Origin of the sequence: Bacillus cereus group sp. MYBK95-2, assembly GCF_051915225.1 — a bacterium.
Classification (GTDB): domain Bacteria; phylum Bacillota; class Bacilli; order Bacillales; family Bacillaceae_G; genus Bacillus_A; species Bacillus_A cereus.
The window spans coordinates 136786-155449 of sequence record NZ_JBQAEH010000010.1 but is presented as its reverse complement, the minus strand read 5'-3'; the positions used below and the strand labels follow the sequence as shown (position 1 = coordinate 155449).

Sequence of the window (18664 nt, the reverse complement as noted above, 5' to 3'; positions counted from 1 at the left end):
GGGGGTGCCATATGGGAATTCAAAAGAATGTGGAAGCGGTATCATTTTCTGAAGGAAATGAAGTACAAAGAGAATCTTTCGCTTCTAAAATTATGAATGTAAAAATCGGTGTTATACCTTTACCGTTATATGTAGTATTGGCTGCTATTATTTATGGGGCATCTGTATATAATAAATTGCCAGCAGATATGATTGGTGGATTTGCAGTTATTATGATCATGGGGATTTTCTTAGGCGATATTGGGATGAGAATTCCAATTTTAAAAAATATCGGCGGTCCAGCAATACTTTCGTTATTTATTCCATCATTACTTGTATTTTTTAACTGGATGAATCCAGCTTCAATGGAAGCTGCGACTATGTTAATGAAAAAATCGAACTTTTTATATTTATATATTTCTTGTTTAGTAGTCGGAAGTATTTTAGGAATGAACCGTAAAGTGTTAGTACAAGGTTTCGTTCGCATGTTTATTCCTTTAGTAGTAGGGACGTTAGCTTCTGTAGCAGTAGGGTTATTGGTCGGTTCATTATTTGGATTTGAAATGAAGCACACATTCTTCTTTATCATCGTACCAATTGTGAGTGGTGGTATCGGGGAAGGGATTTTACCATTGTCGCTAGCTTATAGTGATATTTTAAATGAATCATCAGCGACGTTTGTATCACAGCTTATTCCAGCAGCTATTATTGGAAATATGTTCGCAATTGTAAGTGCAGGGTATATGAAGCGTTTAGGTGAGAAGAAACCGGAGCTTAGTGGTAACGGTGTATTAGTGAAAACAGACAATCAAGCAGAATTATTAAAAGAACAAAATACAGAGAAGCCAATTGACTTCTCATTAATGGGAGCAGGTTTATTAATTGCGTGTACGTTCTTCATCTTTGGAGGATTTGCTTCTAAGTTCATCGGTATTCCTGGGGCAATCATTATGATTTTTTCAGCAGCACTTGTGAAATACTTTAAATTAATGCCAGCAAAAATGGAGCAAGGAGCATTCCATTTATATAAATTTATTTCGAAGAATTTAACTTGGCCTTTAATGGTTGGATTAGGATTGCTATATATTCCGTTAAAAGACGTAGCAGCAGTTCTTTCAGTAGGATATGTTGTTGTGTGCGCATCGGTTGTTCTTACAATGGTAGCATCAGGTTTTCTTGTAGGGAAAGTGATGAAGATGTATCCAGTTGAATCGGCGATTGTAACTGGATGTCATAGCGGTTTAGGCGGAACTGGAGATGTTGCTATTTTATCGGCTTCAAATCGTATGGAATTAATGCCGTTCGCGCAAATTTCAACTCGTTTAGGCGGGGCGGCAATGGTTGTAACGGCGACAATATTATTAAAAATGTTTTCATGATCAAACAAGCTAGCTATATTCGTATAGCTAGCTTGTCAAATTAAGGGGAGATTATAAGTATGTTAGCAAATGAAATTAATGAAAGATCATTGTTATTGCATAAAGAATTAGTAGGGAAAATTGAAATTACAAGTAAAGTGGAGGTAAATTCAGCGGATGATTTAAGCCTGACGTATACACCAGGTGTAGCGGAGTCGTGTAAAGCGATTGCGGCAGATGAAGAAACAGTGTATGACTATACAGCACGTGGCAATATGGTGGCAGTTGTTTCAGATGGAACAGCGGTACTCGGTTTAGGAAACATTGGACCGAAAGCCGCTATGCCTGTTATGGAAGGAAAAAGTATTTTGTTTAAGAAGTTTGCGAATGTAGATGCTTTCCCATTATGTTTAGGCACAACGGATGTAGATGAAATCGTTACCCTTGTAAAAAATTTAGAGCCTACATTTGCAGGGATTAATTTAGAAGATATTGCAGCACCGCGTTGTTTTGAAATTGAAAAACGATTAAAAGAAGAAACGAATATTCCTGTATTCCATGATGATCAACATGGAACAGCTATTGTCGTTTTAGCAGCTGTTATTAATGCATTAAAAGTTGTTAGCAAACAAATGGATAATGTGAAAATCGTTATTAACGGTGCGGGTTCGGCAGGAATTGCAATTGGAAAATTATTATTAAAGGCTGGTGCAAAGCACATTACGCTAGTTAGCCTAGAAGGTATTGTTTGTGAAGGTGAAACATGGATGAACGAAGCACAAATTGAAGTTTCAAAAAAGACAAATCGTGAACATGTGCGTGGAACGTTAAAAGAAGCAATTCACCAAGCTGATATTTTTATTGGCGTATCTGCTCCTAACGTATTAACGAAAGAACTTGTACAGACGATGAATGAGAAAGCAATTGTGTTTGCAATGGCGAATCCAATTCCAGAAATCTTCCCTGAGGATGCATTAGAGGCTGGGGCAGCTGTAGTAGGAACTGGACGCTCGGATTATGCGAATCAAGTAAATAATGTATTGGCGTTTCCCGGAATATTCCGCGGTGCGTTAGATGTGCGCGCAACTGATATTACAAAAGAGATGAAATTAGCGGCAGCATATGGGATCGCTAACATCATTACTGATGAAGAACGTAATGCGAATTATGTAATCCCGAATCCATTAGATAAAAGAGTTGTTCCAAGTGTTGCAGAAGCAGTAGCGAAAGCAGCTATTGATTCAGGCGTGGCACAAATTACGAAAATACCACGTTATTAATAGCGAAAAGCAGTGCCTAAAAGGCACTGCTTTTTTGAGATAAGAAATCAAAATAATGAAGAAGTGTAGAATTATTTATGTTTCTTCACTATTTATTTAATTCCATTGCAACTTGTTTACCATTCACTAAAACCTCAGTTACTGCTACGATCACTTCTATCATTTTTTTCATCTCTCATCTCTCCTCGTTTCATTTCTTACTTTAAGTATAAGAGAAGAGAGATAATTCAACTATCGAAGTACATGACGTAGAAATTACATTGTTGTAAGAAAGTGGTTTATTTTTGTCACTTTACTCAGCAGTGATTACAAACTGATCATAATATTTTTCATTCACATATATATTTAATAACCATAATCCAGATGAAGGTAGTGACATAGTGAGAGGGAGTTCGTTTGTAGTAGAATCGATTGTATTTGAAGTAGTCCAAGTTTGTTTGGAAGTTTCTTTTTGAAAGAGTACTTGTGTCGGAGTTACAGATCCTTGTTTTAGCGCAATAATAGACAATTTTCCAGTTGGTATTTCAGAATCTAGAAAGTGCCACATTATTTCATTTTGTTCATTTGCGATAATAGGACTATCAGCCATTGCGACTTTACCTTCGATGCCTTTTAAAGGCATTTTTCCTTCTACGAAAGAAGGTGTTTCTTCCCAATTTACATCTTTTAAAACACTAAGGTGAAAGAAGGAAGGTGCGTTCACTTGAGTGGATGACGTTGCTATTACGTCTTTTTTTTGTTCTTTTGAATCCGGTTGCGTTTGTGTGCATCCAGTGATGAGGAAGGAGAGAAGTAGCATAGTTCCGATTTTTTTCATGGTGCCACACTCCTAGTTTTTATTGTTAGTGTAATTGTATTTGCTAGAAGGCGGGACAATTCCTTTAAAGTATAAAAAGAGGTCGTAAGTTTTGTACGACCTCTTTTGACATTTTTATCCCGTAAAAGCCCGATTGGTGTAGGTTAATAATTAGTGGGAGATAGTCCCCACTAATTAAAGTTTCATTTTATATTTGTTCCGTTGTATAGGTTGGTTCGGTTTCTTTTTGAGGCATCGTCAAAAAAATAACGGACAGAACGATACATACGCCGCCTAATAATTGATATGTTCCAAAAGATTCATTTAGCCAAGTGATTGAAACGATGGCAGCTACAAGGGGTTCAATGCTAGATAAAATGCTTGTTTCTGTTGCTGCTAAATATTTAAGACTACCGATATATAGAAGGAAAGAAAGGGTACCACTAATAATGATAAGAATAAGCATAGAAAAAGTTTTTAGTGTAAGGGTTTGTGAAAATTGATTCCACCCGAATGAACGATTATAAATAAGTAGTGCAATTCCTCCGATTAACATCCCCCAACCAATTACTACAGTTGTCCCGCATTCTTTAATGAGAGAAGCCGGATGAAGGGTATAAAATGCAAATCCGATTGCTGTTAATAGTCCAAAAATAATAGCTTCTTTGGATAAAACAATATTTTCAATTGAGCCATTTGTAATAATAAAGTATGTTCCTATTAGCGCGGCTATAATTGCGAATAGTTGCATGGAAGCAGGGAATTTTCTTTGTTCAAATGCAACATACATGGTAATAAGAACAGGACCTAGAAATTGAAATAGCGTTGCTGTGACTGCATTACTAATATGAACCGTTTCGATAAAGGCGTATTGCGCACCGAGCATGCCGAGAATAGAGAAAATAATAAGTTGTATAGAATATCTAGGGTGTTTCCAAATTTGAAATATGTTTTGTTTCTTTATAAGTAAGAAAGACAAAATAAATATTCCTGCAAGCAACAATCGAATTGTTAAAAAATCAATTGAGGATACATTAGTATGTTGAAATAGCCACTGAATCATTGGACCAGATAATCCCCATAATGTAGCCCCTGTAATAATCATAATGAGTCCGATACGTCTACCATTGTTCATTATCATGTTTCTCCTCTCCAGTATTTGATTTTTTATGTGTGACATGATAAAAGGAATTATATATAACTTCTGGTACTGTAAAAAGTATCAGATTTTAGTTTTATTAAGGGGTCAGATATTATGTTAGAATTAACGCCTAATTTAAATGTGAATAGTAAAAAGGCATTGTATGTGCAATTGTATGAGTATATAAAAAAAGAAATTAAAGATGGATCGATTGTCCCTTTTACGAAATTACCGGCTAAGCGAAAGTTAGCGATACATTTACAAGTAAGTAAAAATACAGTAGAGGCAGCGTACGAACAATTACTTGCAGAAGGTTATATTGAGTCGATATCGAGAAAAGGTTATTTTGTATGCAAGATTGAGCAAATGGTTCATATAGAGGATAGCGGAGATAGAATAGAAGAAGTACCGTTTCAGGAGAAGAGTTATAAATTTGATTTTACACAAACAGGAATTGATACAAATGCTTTTCCATTCAATATGTATCGGAAAATTGTAAATGAAATATGGCAGCCGCATAATAACGAACTTCTCTTTCTAGGACACCCTCAAGGAGAAGCGAGCTTAAGAGAAGAGATTACGAATTATTTGTATGAATCTAGAGGTGTACGTTGTTCAGCTAGTCAAATTGTATTAGGAGCGGGAACACAAATATTAGTGAAACTATTGTTTCAATTGTTAAAGGGAAGCAATTATGCAGTTGAAAACCCAGGATATCATAGAAAGATGGTTGTTTTTGAACAGGGAGAAGCAAGAGTCCAAATGTTATCTTTAGATAGAGATGGAATTTGTATTGCAGATTTAGAAAATAGCAATGCGAATGTTGTATTTGTTACACCTTCCCATCAGTTTCCATATGGAATGATTATGCCTATTACGAGAAGGATGCAGCTTTTACAATGGGCAAAGAAAGAAGAGAGCAGGTATATTATTGAAGATGATTACGATAGTGAATTTCGCTATTCTGGAAAGCCTATACCGGCGCTGCAAGGGTTAGATACAGAGGGGAAAGTTATTTATATGGGGACGCTATCTAAAGCATTATTGCCATCGCTACGGATGAGCTATATGGTGTTGCCGAAGAAATTAATTAAAAAGTATCAACAGCAATATTTATTTTATACACAAAGTGTTTCAAGAATGGACCAAGAAGTGATTAGAAGATTTTTAAATGAAGGCTATTGGGAAAAACATATTCATAAAATGCGTGTCGTCTACCGAAAGAAGAGAGATCGACTTGTTTTTGAAATAGAGAAATATTTCTCTAATCGTGTTGAAGTGATAGGAGAAGATTCGGGATTACACATTTTATTAAAAGTGCATAATAGAATGCGGGAAGAAGAATTAATTCAAGAAGCTGCGAAACATAGTATCAAAATATATCCTGTGTCTACGTACTATAAAGACGGTACGGCGCCTGAGAATGTAGTTTTACTTGGGTTTGCGATATTATCAGAGGAAGAAATTGCGAAAGCGATTCAATTATTACACACGGCATGGTTTACAAGAAAGTAAAAAACATCCTCCAAACATGAGGATGTTTTTTATTATTTATTTTCATCTAAGAATAAGACCATATGCTCTTCGTCCCAATATTGTCCGTTATATTTTAATGAACGTTCTTGTACACCGAATGTTTTAAAACCTAATGATTCATAAAGTTTTTTCGCTCCATCGTTGCCAACAACAACATCAAGCATAACTTGTTCTACTTCTAAAGATTTAGCAAGCTCAAGACATTCTTTAATAAGTGCTTTTCCTGCTCCAAGTCCGCGCGCTTTTGGAGATACATATACAGAACCGATTTTAGCTTTATGTTCTTGTTTTACATATGGTTTCGTTTCCAGTGTTGCAACCCCGATTAATTTTCCATCTTTAAATGCACCTAGCGTATAGTTTTCATCTTGTGCTAATTTTTGTGCTTTATATTCAATCGCACACTCTTTATTAATAATATCTTCATAAGAAGAGCTGAATGCTTCAGGGTTTTGCTTTAATCCTTCTACGCGAAGTTCTAAGTAAATTTCTGCTTCGTCTTTTGTTAATACATGGATATCCAATTATATCACCCTCCAAATCTTTGCAAATGTACCTTTATTTTATATTGAAATAAGAATAATTTCAAAAGCTTAGCTTATATGAGCTGTTTTTATGAACAAAATAACACCAGTAGTGTTTACTACTACTGGTGTTTTCACACGCATATTATTCAAAAGGTAGCTCGATTATAAAGTTTGTTCCCGCTCCTAATTGGCTTGTTACTAGAATAGAACCGTTATGCAATTCTACAATTTCCTTTGCAACAGCTAGCCCGATACCTTTTCCGCCTGTAGCTCGTGTTCTAGATTTATCGACACGATAAAAACGGTCAAATATATGCGGGATATCTTCTTCAGGAATACCTTCACCTTCATCTTGTACACTTATTGTAAAAGAATCTGTTTTTGTAAGTACACGTATCGTAATGGCTGTGTTTTCTGGCGAATGTTGATAAGCGTTGTGTAATAAATTTAACATAACTTGTTCCATACGTCTTTCGTCTATACAAACTTCTAAATCATCTTTGCAATATACATGAAGTTGCATTTGCTTATTTGTTAATGTTGTTTTTGTTTTTTCTACCATTCGTTCTAAAAATGGCTGAAGAAGCACTTTTTGTTTTTTTATAACAAATTGGTGTTGTTCTAATTGTACAAGCATAAATAAATCTTGGACGAGATCGGTTACACTATCCGTTTCATCCTCAATAATTTGTAAGTATTCTTCTCGCTCCTCTTTGGTTAAAGAGTCTCTCTTTGCTACCTTCGCATAACCTTTCATATAGGTCAATGGAGTTAATAGTTCATGAGCGACACTAGCGAGAAATTCATTGCGCTCTTTTTTCATATACGTAAGTTCACTCGATAAATCTTCAATTGTTTTTGCTAAACTTCCGAGTTCATCATTTCGTTTAATACCTAATTGAATTGGCTTGTTTAATTTTGACATTTTTTCTGTCGCTCTCTTCATTTTTACAAGTGGTTCTGTAATAACGCGTGAAAAAACAAAGACAGAAATTGTTGTTAAAATAATTGTTAAAACGCTAATGATAAGAAATTGGTTCATGAGTTTAAGTAACATATTTTCTAGGAAAGATGTTTTTAATAACATATATAGCTTTCCTTGAAACTTTGTTGTGTTAAGTGGGCTTACTGTTGTGATGAACTTTGATTTTTTCCAGTTCCTTTCAACGACCAATCCGCCGTCTGGGACAGTTTCTGTTTTACAAGTAAGTTGTTTTTGCATATCTTTTGTTACGGGTTCTGAGGTGGAAATAATTTTGCCGTTATGGTCAGTAATAATGATAGCTATATCGGAGTTAGAAATTGATTCCGATTCAACTAAGTGTGCAGCCTCATTCGTAATATCGAACTCAGGGTACACAGGACGTTTAGGATTTTTATTATGTTCAGCGTGTTTCATTTCTTTATAATATTCATCCCGTCTCTCGCGGCTTTTAATTTTTTTACTATAGCGATTACCTTTCTCTAAAAGAGCATCTGTTTCCTCTACAATACGCATTTTTGAAAGGCTTTTATAAAAAGATACGAAAGCAATTGTTTCAATACATAAAGCTAATATTAAAAAGTATGTCCCAATTTTAAGGGAAAGTTTACTCATTTTTTCACCATACCTTATTCATAATAAAGAGTCAGTGGTATACGATTTCCCACTGACCGAAGTAATTATTCACTTTTCCATTTATATCCGACTTTATAGACCGTTTCTAGGTAATCTTCAATAGGAAATCCTTTTTTGCGTAGTTTATCACGGATATTACGAATGTGTGAATCAATTGTTCTATATTCGATATCTGTTTCATAGCCCCAAATTTTTTCGATTAAATCATCTCGGCTATAAGCACGGTTTGTATTTTGTAAAAATAGTCCGAGTAACGAAAATTCGATAGGAGTTAATGAGATTTTTTCATCATAAACTGTGACAGTATGTTTCGTTTTATCCCACTCAATACCATTGAAACTAACAAAGCCATCTTTTTTTGTACGGCGTAATATAGCCTCGATTCGTGCGACTAATACATGCTCATCAAATGGTTTTGTAATATAATCATCTGCGCCCATCGTGAGGCCTTTCACCATATCGTAGTTTTGGTTGCGAGCTGTTAACATAATGATAGGAACGTTGGAAATTTGACGAATTTGATAGCAAGTATCCCATCCATCCATACTTGGCATCATAACATCTAATAAAATAATATCGAATTCTTTTTGTTCGATTAATTTTAGTGCTTCAAGGCCAGAGGTAGCTTTCATACAAAAATAGCCGCGAGGGCTTAAGAACAGATCTAATAATCGTAACATACGTTCTTCATCGTCTACTAATAAAATTTTTACCATAATCTTGTGCACCCCAAACTGTTCATTCTACTTGTATAGTTTACATGAAAATAATAAAAAACTCTTTTTATGTGATTGAATGGAGGGCTGATTTTTTCGCTCAGAGTAATTGACATAAAAAATGCACTAGTTTTGCACAACTATTTTTTATAATAGAAAACGTAGCGACACAAAATACCCTATGTTGCGACATAACGTCATGTCATTTTATTTATAAAATGACAATTCCATTCTATTGTGTATGTGAGATAGAGAGGGTTTTCGTATTCACCTCGCATCGGATAAGAAAAATTTCCTATCTCACACTTTTTTTAAAAGGAGATCATACACATGAATTCAAAAGAAGAAATTTCAAAAAAAGAAAAGCAAGATCGTAATACGGTTGTCATGTGCGTTGCCGTATCTATGGTTATTATTATAAGTTGCGTAAATAAAATTTTGGGGATTTTATAATATAAAAAAAGCTGATTGCTTCTTAAGAAGCAATCAGCTTTTTTCATTGTTAGGGGGAGTGTTCATATAATAAACCAAGGTAAAATTGCTAATCCAGAAGTTACAATTGCTGTAGTAAATATTAAAAGCATAGCTCGTTTGTTTTGTTTCATGTCACATTCTCCTCTACATATCAAGTACATGCGATCAGCGTGGGATGTAGTTCCACACTGAGTAAAGTTTCACTTTATATTTTTAGTATAATGAATGGAAAGGTTTGGTACGATCGATAAAGGTGACATGAAGATTACATTGTTGTAATGAAAAAAGCATCTTTCTTAATAAAAAGATGCTTTTGGAAAACTATATTGAAGTATTAATCATTTAAGAACAGAACCATATGTTCCTCGTCCCAATATTGACCGTTATGTTTTAATGAACGCTCTTGTACGCCGTAAGTTTGGAAACCTAATGACTCATATAATTTTTTTGCTGCATCGTTACCAACTACAACATCGAGCATAAGTTGTTCTACATGTAATTTATCGGCATTTTCAATAATTGCTTTAATTAGAGCTCGTCCTGCTCCAAGGCCACGCGCTTTTGGGGAAACAAAAACGGAGCCAATTTTTGCTTTATGTTCTTGTTTAATGAAAGGCTTTGTTTCTAAAGTAGCGATACCAATTAAATCGTTATCTTTGAAGACCCCTAGAGTATACTTATCCGGATTGCTTAATCGTTTTGCCATAGCAGCTACAGGATCCTCATGTTTCAAAACATCTTCATAGGAAGAGCTAAAAGCTTCCGGGTTCTTCGTTAAACCTTCCATACAAACTTTTAAATATATTTCTGCGTCCTCTGTCGTTAATAAGCGAATTTCCATAGTTGTAACCTCCTTGGTCGATTTCAAATAAAATAAATCCATTACTTTTATAAGAGTGTGTATGTGTTTTGTTAGCAGTCTCTTTTAATTTGTAAAAGAATGAAAAGATATATGCTACAATGTTTTGTTTTTTAATATGTAATGAAATTATATATTAACTTTATTAACTATTCAAGTCTTTAATATATTACATTTTCATAACTAAAATAACTCCTCAATTGAGGAGTTATTTTAGTTATTCGATTGATAACCATCAATTCGATGTGGATGTGTGTAAATATTGCAGGATTCATTTCTGATAAATCCTACGACTGTAATGCCTAAATCGTGAGCGAGTTGCAATGCTAGTTTTGTTGGGGCAGATTTAGATAGAACAATTTCACATCCGATTTTTGAAACTTTGAGTAAAATTTCAGATGAAATACGTCCGCTAAATGCGATAATTTTTCCTTTAACAGATATATCGTTGCGTAAACAATGACCATATATTTTATCTAATGCATTATGTCTGCCAATATCCATTCTTGATAGGAGGATTTTGTTTCGATCACAGAGCGCGGTATTGTGAACACCGCCGGTTTGGCGAAAGGTAGTGGAAGATTGTTGTAACGTATTCATTAAGTAAAAACATTCTTCAGGAGTAATTTTTACATGTATATCATGTAAGTCTTTTGCTTTTGCTGCATCGTTTACGAAAATAAAACCTTGTCTACCTTTTCCGCAGCAAGAAGTGACGTATCGTTTATTATATAAAGTTTGATAGAGCGGATTCACTTTTGATGATTTTACATGGACAATTCCGTTATCTTTTTGAACCCATAGTTCTTCAACATCGTTATAGGAAGAAATAATCCCCTCAGAAATTAAAAAACCAATTACCATATCTTCAATATAATTTGGTGTGCATACGACTGTTACATATTCTTCACCATTCAATTTAATAGTAATAGGAGATTCTGTAACAATCTCATCAAGTTGTTTTGAAAATGTACCAGATTGATAACGTACAATTGTATAAGTCTCTTGCGTAGGCCCCATATTTAATTCCCCTTTTATATGTATTTCTCTCCCACATTTATCATAAAACAATGGGAAAAATAAAAACACCTATTAGCAAGAAGATCACAGATTATTTTGGTTATTATTGTATATGTACGATATAATAGAACTGTAGAATAGTGATATTTTCAAGCTTTCGTAGTTATACCTTATAACATCTAGAATCGACTTCATAAGAAAGTATTTGGGTAGAGCGTTTCAAAAATATGTACAGTAATGCGATTTTGAAAACGGATTCATGATTGTGTTGTACAGTTGGTTGTAAGGAGAGGGGAAACTATGGCAGAACAGACAGTCCGTGTAACCGTCGATGGTAAAGAATTTTCTGCATCAGGTGAAAAGACGATACTACAATTATTTAACGAGAGTAATTTGGAACATCCTCAAATTTGTCATGTACCAGAAGTAGATCCAATTCAAACTTGTGATACGTGTATTGTAGAAGTAAATGGAAAGTTATTGCGTGCTTGTTCAACGAAATTAGAGAACGGTATGCATATCGAAAGACAGTCCCAGCGTGCAAAAGAGGCACAGACTGAGGCAATGGATCGAATATTAGAGAATCATCTACTGTATTGTACCGTTTGTGATAACAATAATGGTAACTGTAAAGTCCACAATACAGTACATATGATGGGAATTGAGGAACAGAAATATCCGTATGAGCCAAAAGTAAGTGCGTGTGAAGTGGATATGTCACATCCGTTTTATCGATATGATCCAAATCAATGTATTGCTTGTGGACAGTGTGTAGAAGTATGTCAAAACTTACAAGTGAATGAAACTATATCGATAGACTGGAGCTTAGACCGTCCACGTGTTATATGGGACAATGGTGTAAGTATAAATGACTCATCTTGTGTAAGTTGCGGGCAATGTGTAACAGTATGTCCATGTAATGCGTTGATGGAGAAATCAATGTTAGGTGAAGCTGGATTCATGACAGGATTGAAACCGGATGTGTTAGATCCGATGATTGATTTTGTAAAGGATGTAGAGCCGGGATATAGTAGTATTTTAGCAGTTTCAGAAGTAGAGGCTGCGATGCGTAAGACGAAAGTGAATAAAACAAAAACAGTTTGTACATTTTGTGGTGTAGGTTGTTCATTTGAAGTATGGACGAAAGACCGCCACATTTTGAAAGTGCAGCCTGTTTCAGATGCGCCGGTTAACGGTATTTCAACATGTGTAAAAGGCAAATTTGGATGGGATTTTGTAAACAGTGAAGATCGTATTACAAAGCCATTAATTCGCCAAGGGGATATGTTTGTTGAAGCTTCATGGGAAGAGGCTCTTGAAGTTGTTGCATCCAATATGCAGCATATTAAATCAGAATATGGAAGTGATGCATTTGGGTTTATTTCTTCTTCGAAAGTAACGAATGAAGAAAATTATCTTATGCAAAAACTAGCCCGTCAAATATATGGAACGAATAATGTAGACAACTGTTCCCGTTATTGTCAATCTCCAGCAACAGACGGTTTATTTAAAACTGTCGGTATGGGCGGGGACGCTGGAACAGTGAAAGATATTGCGGAAGCAGGCCTTGTCATTATCGTTGGAGCAAATCCGACAGAAGGACATCCTGTACTTGCAACGCGTGTAAAACGTGCTCATAAATTACATGACCAAAAATTAATTGTGGCGGATCTTCGTAAACATGAAATGGCAGAGCGTGCGGATTTATTCATTCATCCGCGCCAAGGAACTGATTATGTATGGCTCGCTGGTATTACGAAATATATTATTGATCAAGATTGGCACGATAAAAAGTTCATAGCTGAAAATGTGAAGAATTTTGATGAATATAGCAAAATGGTAGAAAAGTATACGCTTGATTATACAGAAGAAATTACGGGGATTTCGAAAGAAAATCTGAAAGAAATGGCTCGTATGGTATATGAAGCAGATGGTACTTGTGTACTTTGGGGAATGGGTGTAACGCAAAATACTGGAGGAAGTACAACTTCAGCAGCAATTTCAAATCTATTGCTTGTTACGGGTAATTATCGTCGTCCTGGTGCAGGAGCATATCCATTACGCGGACATAATAACGTACAAGGCGCTTGTGATATGGCAACATTACCAAACTGGCTTCCAGGTTACCAAGCGGTTTCAGATGATGCGCTCCGTGCGAAATTTGAAAAAGCATACGGTACTACAATTCCGAAAGCACCAGGCTTAAATAATATTGCAATGTTACTTGCGGCAGATGAAGGAAAACTGCGTGGTATGTATGTTATGGGTGAAGAAATGGCTTTAGTAGATTCGAATGCCAACCATGTACAACATATTTTAGCGAATTTAGATTTCCTTGTTGTTCAAGATATGTTCTTATCGAAAACAGCTCGTTTTGCTGATGTTATTTTACCGGCAGCACCAAGCTTAGAAAAAGAGGGAACATTTACGAATACAGAGCGCCGTATTCAAAGATTATATGAAGTATTGAAGCCGCTTGGTGATTCAAAGCCAGACTGGTGGATTTTACAAAAAGTAGCTCGTGCGCTTGGCGGGGACTGGAATTATGAAAGTCCAAGTGAAATCATGGATGAAATTGCATCGCTTGCACCTTTATATTCTCAGGCAACATACGATCGTTTAGAAGGATGGAATAGTTTATGTTGGGGTAGCCATGATGGTAGCGATACACCGCTATTATATGTGGACGGATTTAACTTCCCGGATAAACTAGCTCGTCTATCATTAGATGAATGGGTACCACCAGTTGTAGCGCCAGATGAGTATGATTTACTTTTAAATAATGGTCGTATGTTAGAACATTTCCACGAAGGGAATATGACGAATAAATCGGCTGGTATTTTATCTAAAGTATCTGAAGTGTTCGTTGAAATCTCGCCTGAACTTGCCCTAGAGCGCAATGTGAAAGATGGTGGCCTTGTAGAATTAGCATCACCATTTGGGAAAATTAAAGTACAGGCACTTGTTACAGAGCGTGTAACGGGGAAAGAGCTATATTTACCGATGCATGCAACGGTAAATGAAGAGGCAATCAATATTTTAACTGGAACGGCGACAGATCTTTATACGTGTACACCAGCGTACAAACAAACGATGGTAAAGATGCGTGTACTACGTGAAAAAGGGAATCGTCCGTTACCATCTTCAAACCCGAGAGATAAAAAGCGTAATCCGCAAAACGGTGTTGAAATCCAGCAAAAATGGCAAAGAAAACAATACGTATCACTTGTGGACTAGGGGGCGGAGATAGTGGCGAAAGAAATTACTGTAATTAAAAAGAAAGTTGTAACAGAGGAAGAACAGAAACAGCAAGTAGCAGATGAACTTCTAAATGAGCTATCTAATAATCGTGAAGCAGTAGAAGAAACGATGCAGCTTTTAGCACAGTTGCAGAAGGCTGGTATATTAGATGCGGCAATTAGTTTACTTGCTGCGAAGGAAGATGTTTCAAAAATCGCTGTGGAGCAATTAAATCGTGAACCCGTTAAAAATGCGTTAAATAATATGATGGGGGCAGGAGAAGCGTTATCTTCAGTTGACCCAGAAATAATGAAGCAAATTACGTCAAGTTTAGTTACAGGATTGCAATTTGCAACAGATGAATTAAATAGTGGTAAAAAAACAAAAGTGATGGATTTCTTTAAAGTATTAAAAGATCCAGATATCAATAGAGCTATTACATTCGGTTTTAGCTTCTTGAAAGCATTTGGACAAGGGCTAGAGAAAAAATAGAATAAATGAAAAAGTGATGGGAAGTAGCCATCACTTTTTTCATTATATGTATAAGTGTGTTCATGTTAAGCGGAATATATTATTATTAAAAAGATGGATTAGAACTGGAAATATGGAATCCATCTCAAATACCGTTTTAGAATTTGGAGGAATATATGCAACACCGTAAAAAACTATCTATACCAGGAGTAATGAGACATTCCTTTCAAACAGTTAAATTTGCCTTTTGGAATGTATTAACTTTTCAACTTGCTTATAAATTATTAGCAGCGATTGTGTTTGTTCCGCTATTTGGAATCATTTTTAATAAGTTATTGTATTTTGGTGGTTATGCAAATGCGACAAATGATGAATTATTAGCGTTTTTAAAGACGCCTTATGGCATCTTAGCAATCGTAATTTTATCATTGTTAGCACTGTTTCTTATCTTTACAGAATTTGCGGTGCTTATTATTATTTCGTATTTCGCTCATAAAAGACAGAAGGTGAAATTACGTCCGATTTTATATAAAACGGTAACGTATTTACCTACTCTTTTCACATATTGCTTACCAGGATTTATTTTATATGCTGTCGTATTGTTGCCTCTTTTAAATATGGGATATGAAACGGCATTAATCCCGCAAATTCAAATTCCTAACTTTATTACAGGAGAGCTGTTTAAGACAACGATGGGACAAGTTGGTTATTACACGTTCTTTGCTGTAGTCGCGTATTTGAATCTTAGATGGATTTTCGTTCTACCTATTGTTGTTTTAGAGCAAAAACCATTTCGCGTGGCAGCACGTAAAAGTGCAACTTTAGTAAAGGAAAGCTTTTTTAAAGTACTATTCTTTTTAGTAGGATTTTTTATTTCAATTGGAATTGTATATGTCATGTTTTTGGGAATGTATTTATTGTGCCTATGGGGTGTTTATGAATTTACAAACCCGAAAGGAACATTTGCATTATTAGCTGAATCAACGATTTCTGTATTTTTAACGAGTACATTGTATTTATTCAGCTTTATCGTGACGCCATTTTATATTATGGCGATTACGCGATTATACTTACAAAAGGTTCCAGTTGAGGATGTTTTATTAGAAGAAGGATTAGATTATTCGAAAACGAAAGCAGATAAATGTTTCTTCCAAAAACATCGTTGGAAATTCATTGGCGTATACATTGTAGGGATTATTACTGCGGGAATGGTCGTTGCCTTCATTGTAACGTTTATTTCAAATTCGTATAAAGAACCGATTATTATGGCGCACCGCGGGTATATATCAAAAGGCGTAGAAAATACGAAAGAAGCTGTGCAAGGTGCTATTGATGCAAAAGCAGACTACGCTGAAATAGATGTATTACAAACGAAAGACGGTGAGCTAGCGGTTATACATGATTTGAAGCTGAAACGTCTCGCAAATGCTAATGTGCATGTGTCAGATTTAACGATGGCGGAGTTAAGGCAGCTTACCCTTAGTCAAGATGGATTTTCAGGACAAATAAGTACACTTGATGAAATCATTAAGCTAGCAAATGGCAAAATCAAACTTAATATAGAAGTGAAGCTTCATGGGGGCGAAAAAGATTTTGTAAACAAAGTCTTAAAAACGATTAAAGATAATGAATTTGAGAAGCAATGTGTAATTCAAACGTTACACTATCCACTTATTAAAGAGTTTAAGCGTGCAAATCCAGATATAAAAGTAGGGTATATACTGTATGCAAGTAGAGCTAACTTAAAGAATGTGAAGGCTGACTTTTACGTAGCAGAAGAATATATGTTAAATAAGAAATTAGTAAAAGAAGCAAGGAAGTTAAACAAACCAATTTACGTATGGACAGTAAATGATATGGAAAATTTAAAGGCATATTATAAGTTAAACGTAGATGGTATTATAACCGATTACCCTGAAGATGCACGTGAAACAATTAAGATGTTAAAAGAGCAAGAAGCGGAAGAAAGTGATCTGTTTGATAAAATTACTGAAACGACAGATGATTTATTTTCTAAGTTATTTATAAGTTACCCAGCTGCTAGCTAAATGCTAGCAGCTGTTTTTTTGTGAAAAGAATATATCTCTAAAGTATTGAGTAAAGTAATAACTGTATATGTATACGTTATCGCTTAGGTTTCTTACATTGTTAAATTATTGTCAAATAATAAATGATTGCTGTTTATTTTGAAGCAGTATAATAAAAATAGAGTGAAAGATAATGGAATGACACGAAACCCCTAATAGAATCAATGTTTTATATATTTACACTATTCTAAATATAAAAACTTTAGGAAAATGATATGTTAGCGTTTTCATAACTTTTAAGTTATGCTAGAATAAGGACATAAGTTATTAATTATTACAAAAAGAAAAAAGAATCTCTTTTTTCTGTTAATTATAAGGGGGCATTTCATTATGCGTATTGGGGTACCAGCAGAAATTAAAAACAACGAAAACCGTGTGGCAATGACACCAGCAGGTGTTGTACATTTAATTCGTAACAATCACGAAGTATTCATTCAAAAGGGTGCAGGTTTAGGGTCTGGTTTCACAGATGCTCAGTATGTTGAAGCGGGAGCAAAAATTGTTGATACAGCTGAAGAAGCTTGGAATATGGAAATGGTTATGAAAGTTAAGGAACCAATTGAAAGCGAATACAAACACTTCAGTGAAGGCTTAATCTTGTTCACATACTTACACTTAGCTCCAGAGCCAGAATTAACAAAAGCTTTAATCGAGAAAAAAGTTGTTTCTATCGCATATGAAACAGTACAATTAGAAAACCGTTCATTACCATTACTTGCACCTATGAGTGAAGTAGCTGGTCGTATGGCTGCACAAATTGGTGCACAATTCCTTGAGAAAAACAAAGGCGGTAAAGGTATCTTACTTGCAGGTGTTCCAGGGGTTAAACGTGGTAAAGTAACAATCATCGGTGGTGGACAAGCTGGTACAAATGCTGCTAAAATTGCAGTTGGACTAGGTGCGGATGTAACAATCATCGACTTAAGTGCAGAACGTCTTCGTCAATTAGATGACATTTTCGGAAACCAAGTAAAAACTTTAATGTCTAATCCTTACAATATTGCAGAAGCTGTTAAAGAGTCTGATCTTGTAATCGGTGCAGTATTAATCCCAGGTGCAAAAGCTCCAAAACTTGTAACAGAAGAAATGATTAAATCAATGGAACCAGGTTCTGTTGTTGTAGATATCGCGATTGACCAAGGTGGTATTTTCGAAACAACTGACCGTATTACAACTCATGATAACCCAACTTACGAAAAACACGGCGTTGTTCATTATGCAGTTGCAAACATGCCAGGTGCGGTTCCACGTACATCAACTCTTGCATTAACAAACGTAACAGTACCATATGCAGTACAAATTGCTAACAAAGGCTACAAAGAAGCTTGCCTAGGCAACTCTGCATTACTAAAAGGTATTAACACATTAGATGGCTATGTAACATTCGAAGCAGTTGCAGAAGCTCACGGTGTAGAGTACAAAGGTGCTAAAGAATTATTAGAAGCAGAAACAGTATCTTGCTAATAGAAGCATTATACAAAACAAAATCGAACAATATATAAAACAACATGATAAGAGCTAAGAGTGAAGATCTCTTAGCTCTTCTTGGCAAAAGGGGGCAT

At 35.3% G+C, this 18664-nt stretch carries 15 protein-coding genes; 8 read left to right on the top strand and 7 right to left on the bottom strand.

Annotation, left to right across the window (positions count from 1 at the left end; translation table 11 throughout):
• The first annotated feature begins 11 nt into the window (after positions 1-11).
• Together ACTFN4_RS25580 and ACTFN4_RS25575 are read left to right on the top strand one after the other, a co-directional pair.
• Positions 12-1358 carry a 2-hydroxycarboxylate transporter family protein gene (locus ACTFN4_RS25580; RefSeq protein WP_000512722.1) on the top strand — a complete coding sequence of 449 codons (1347 nt, stop codon included), beginning with the start codon at positions 12-14 and terminating at the stop codon, positions 1356-1358.
• 59 nt (positions 1359-1417) lie between these two features.
• Positions 1418-2617, top strand: coding sequence for an NAD(P)-dependent malic enzyme (locus ACTFN4_RS25575; RefSeq protein WP_439962957.1), 1200 nt, complete (start codon positions 1418-1420; stop codon positions 2615-2617).
• A 292-nt stretch (positions 2618-2909) separates the two neighbouring features.
• Here ACTFN4_RS25575 and ACTFN4_RS25570 read toward each other — a convergent pair whose 3' ends face one another.
• Together ACTFN4_RS25570 and ACTFN4_RS25565 are read right to left on the bottom strand one after the other, a co-directional pair.
• Entirely contained in the window at positions 2910-3434 is a 525-nt protein-coding gene (locus tag ACTFN4_RS25570) for a DUF4871 domain-containing protein (protein WP_000719692.1), read from the bottom strand.
• A 187-nt stretch (positions 3435-3621) separates the two neighbouring features.
• The gene (locus ACTFN4_RS25565) at positions 3622-4548 is read right to left on the bottom strand and encodes a DMT family transporter (protein WP_001059054.1); all 927 of its coding nucleotides are present in this window, start codon (positions 4546-4548) and stop codon (positions 3622-3624) included.
• A gap of 120 nt (positions 4549-4668) precedes the next feature.
• Between ACTFN4_RS25565 and pdxR the strand changes: the two genes are divergently transcribed.
• On the top strand, positions 4669-6069 hold the full coding sequence (pdxR, locus tag ACTFN4_RS25560; protein ID WP_000891920.1) for a MocR-like pyridoxine biosynthesis transcription factor PdxR: 1401 nt from the start codon (positions 4669-4671) through the stop codon (positions 6067-6069).
• Positions 6070-6101: 32 nt separating this feature from the next.
• Here pdxR and ACTFN4_RS25555 read toward each other — a convergent pair whose 3' ends face one another.
• The 3 genes from ACTFN4_RS25555 to ACTFN4_RS25545 form a co-directional block, all read right to left on the bottom strand.
• Complete coding sequence (locus ACTFN4_RS25555; RefSeq protein WP_000351212.1) at positions 6102-6614, bottom strand: GNAT family N-acetyltransferase; 513 nt, start codon at positions 6612-6614, stop codon at positions 6102-6104.
• 145 nt (positions 6615-6759) lie between these two features.
• A complete protein-coding gene (locus ACTFN4_RS25550) occupies positions 6760-8214 on the bottom strand; it encodes a HAMP domain-containing sensor histidine kinase (RefSeq protein ID WP_000041023.1) in 1455 nt (484 codons plus the stop codon).
• A 65-nt stretch (positions 8215-8279) separates the two neighbouring features.
• Entirely contained in the window at positions 8280-8951 is a 672-nt protein-coding gene (locus ACTFN4_RS25545; RefSeq protein WP_000238957.1) for a response regulator transcription factor, read from the bottom strand.
• 330 nt (positions 8952-9281) lie between these two features.
• Here ACTFN4_RS25545 and ACTFN4_RS25540 point away from each other — a divergent pair, with 330 nt between their 5' ends.
• Positions 9282-9404 (top strand): hypothetical protein, encoded by a 123-nt coding sequence (locus ACTFN4_RS25540; protein ID WP_001085006.1) that lies wholly within the window; start codon positions 9282-9284, stop codon positions 9402-9404.
• Between the two features lie 355 nt (positions 9405-9759).
• Here the strand turns inward: ACTFN4_RS25540 and ACTFN4_RS25535 are convergent, their stop codons facing one another.
• On the bottom strand, positions 9760-10266 hold the full coding sequence (locus ACTFN4_RS25535; protein ID WP_000405875.1) for a GNAT family N-acetyltransferase: 507 nt from the start codon (positions 10264-10266) through the stop codon (positions 9760-9762).
• 231 nt (positions 10267-10497) lie between these two features.
• A complete protein-coding gene (gene fdhD, locus ACTFN4_RS25530; protein ID WP_000529239.1) occupies positions 10498-11304 on the bottom strand; it encodes a formate dehydrogenase accessory sulfurtransferase FdhD in 807 nt (268 codons plus the stop codon).
• 300 nt (positions 11305-11604) lie between these two features.
• Here fdhD and fdhF point away from each other — a divergent pair, with 300 nt between their 5' ends.
• The 4 genes from fdhF (at position 11605) to ald (ending at position 18566) form a co-directional block, all read left to right on the top strand.
• A complete protein-coding gene (fdhF, locus tag ACTFN4_RS25525) occupies positions 11605-14541 on the top strand; it encodes a formate dehydrogenase subunit alpha (protein WP_017657303.1) in 2937 nt (978 codons plus the stop codon).
• A 12-nt stretch (positions 14542-14553) separates the two neighbouring features.
• Positions 14554-15036, top strand: a complete 483-nt coding sequence (locus ACTFN4_RS25520) for a DUF1641 domain-containing protein (RefSeq protein WP_439962955.1) — start codon at positions 14554-14556, stop codon at positions 15034-15036.
• 155 nt (positions 15037-15191) lie between these two features.
• Complete coding sequence (locus tag ACTFN4_RS25515; RefSeq protein WP_439962954.1) at positions 15192-17063, top strand: glycerophosphoryl diester phosphodiesterase membrane domain-containing protein; 1872 nt, start codon at positions 15192-15194, stop codon at positions 17061-17063.
• Positions 17064-17432: 369 nt separating this feature from the next.
• Complete coding sequence (ald, locus tag ACTFN4_RS25510; protein ID WP_001219742.1) at positions 17433-18566, top strand: alanine dehydrogenase; 1134 nt, start codon at positions 17433-17435, stop codon at positions 18564-18566.
• The last annotated feature ends 98 nt before the right edge of the window (positions 18567-18664 follow it).

Bases quoted from the DNA above. Each gene is read 5' to 3' on its own strand.
- pdxR (WP_000891920.1), top strand. From the start codon at position 4,669: ATGTTAGAATTAACGCCTAATTTAAATGTGAATAGTAAAAAGGCATTG.
- ACTFN4_RS25545 (WP_000238957.1), bottom strand. From the start codon at position 8,951: ATGGTAAAAATTTTATTAGTAGACGATGAAGAACGTATGTTACGATTA.
- ACTFN4_RS25515 (WP_439962954.1), top strand. From the start codon at position 15,192: ATGCAACACCGTAAAAAACTATCTATACCAGGAGTAATGAGACATTCC.
- ACTFN4_RS25540 (WP_001085006.1), top strand. From the start codon at position 9,282: ATGAATTCAAAAGAAGAAATTTCAAAAAAAGAAAAGCAAGATCGTAAT.
- ACTFN4_RS25565 (WP_001059054.1), bottom strand. From the start codon at position 4,548: ATGAACAATGGTAGACGTATCGGACTCATTATGATTATTACAGGGGCT.
- ald (WP_001219742.1), top strand. From the start codon at position 17,433: ATGCGTATTGGGGTACCAGCAGAAATTAAAAACAACGAAAACCGTGTG.
- ACTFN4_RS25575 (WP_439962957.1), top strand. From the start codon at position 1,418: ATGTTAGCAAATGAAATTAATGAAAGATCATTGTTATTGCATAAAGAA.
- ACTFN4_RS25570 (WP_000719692.1), bottom strand. From the start codon at position 3,434: ATGAAAAAAATCGGAACTATGCTACTTCTCTCCTTCCTCATCACTGGA.
- fdhF (WP_017657303.1), top strand. From the start codon at position 11,605: ATGGCAGAACAGACAGTCCGTGTAACCGTCGATGGTAAAGAATTTTCT.
- ACTFN4_RS25580 (WP_000512722.1), top strand. From the start codon at position 12: ATGGGAATTCAAAAGAATGTGGAAGCGGTATCATTTTCTGAAGGAAAT.
- ACTFN4_RS25550 (WP_000041023.1), bottom strand. From the start codon at position 8,214: ATGAGTAAACTTTCCCTTAAAATTGGGACATACTTTTTAATATTAGCT.
- ACTFN4_RS25535 (WP_000405875.1), bottom strand. From the start codon at position 10,266: ATGGAAATTCGCTTATTAACGACAGAGGACGCAGAAATATATTTAAAA.
- fdhD (WP_000529239.1), bottom strand. From the start codon at position 11,304: ATGGGGCCTACGCAAGAGACTTATACAATTGTACGTTATCAATCTGGT.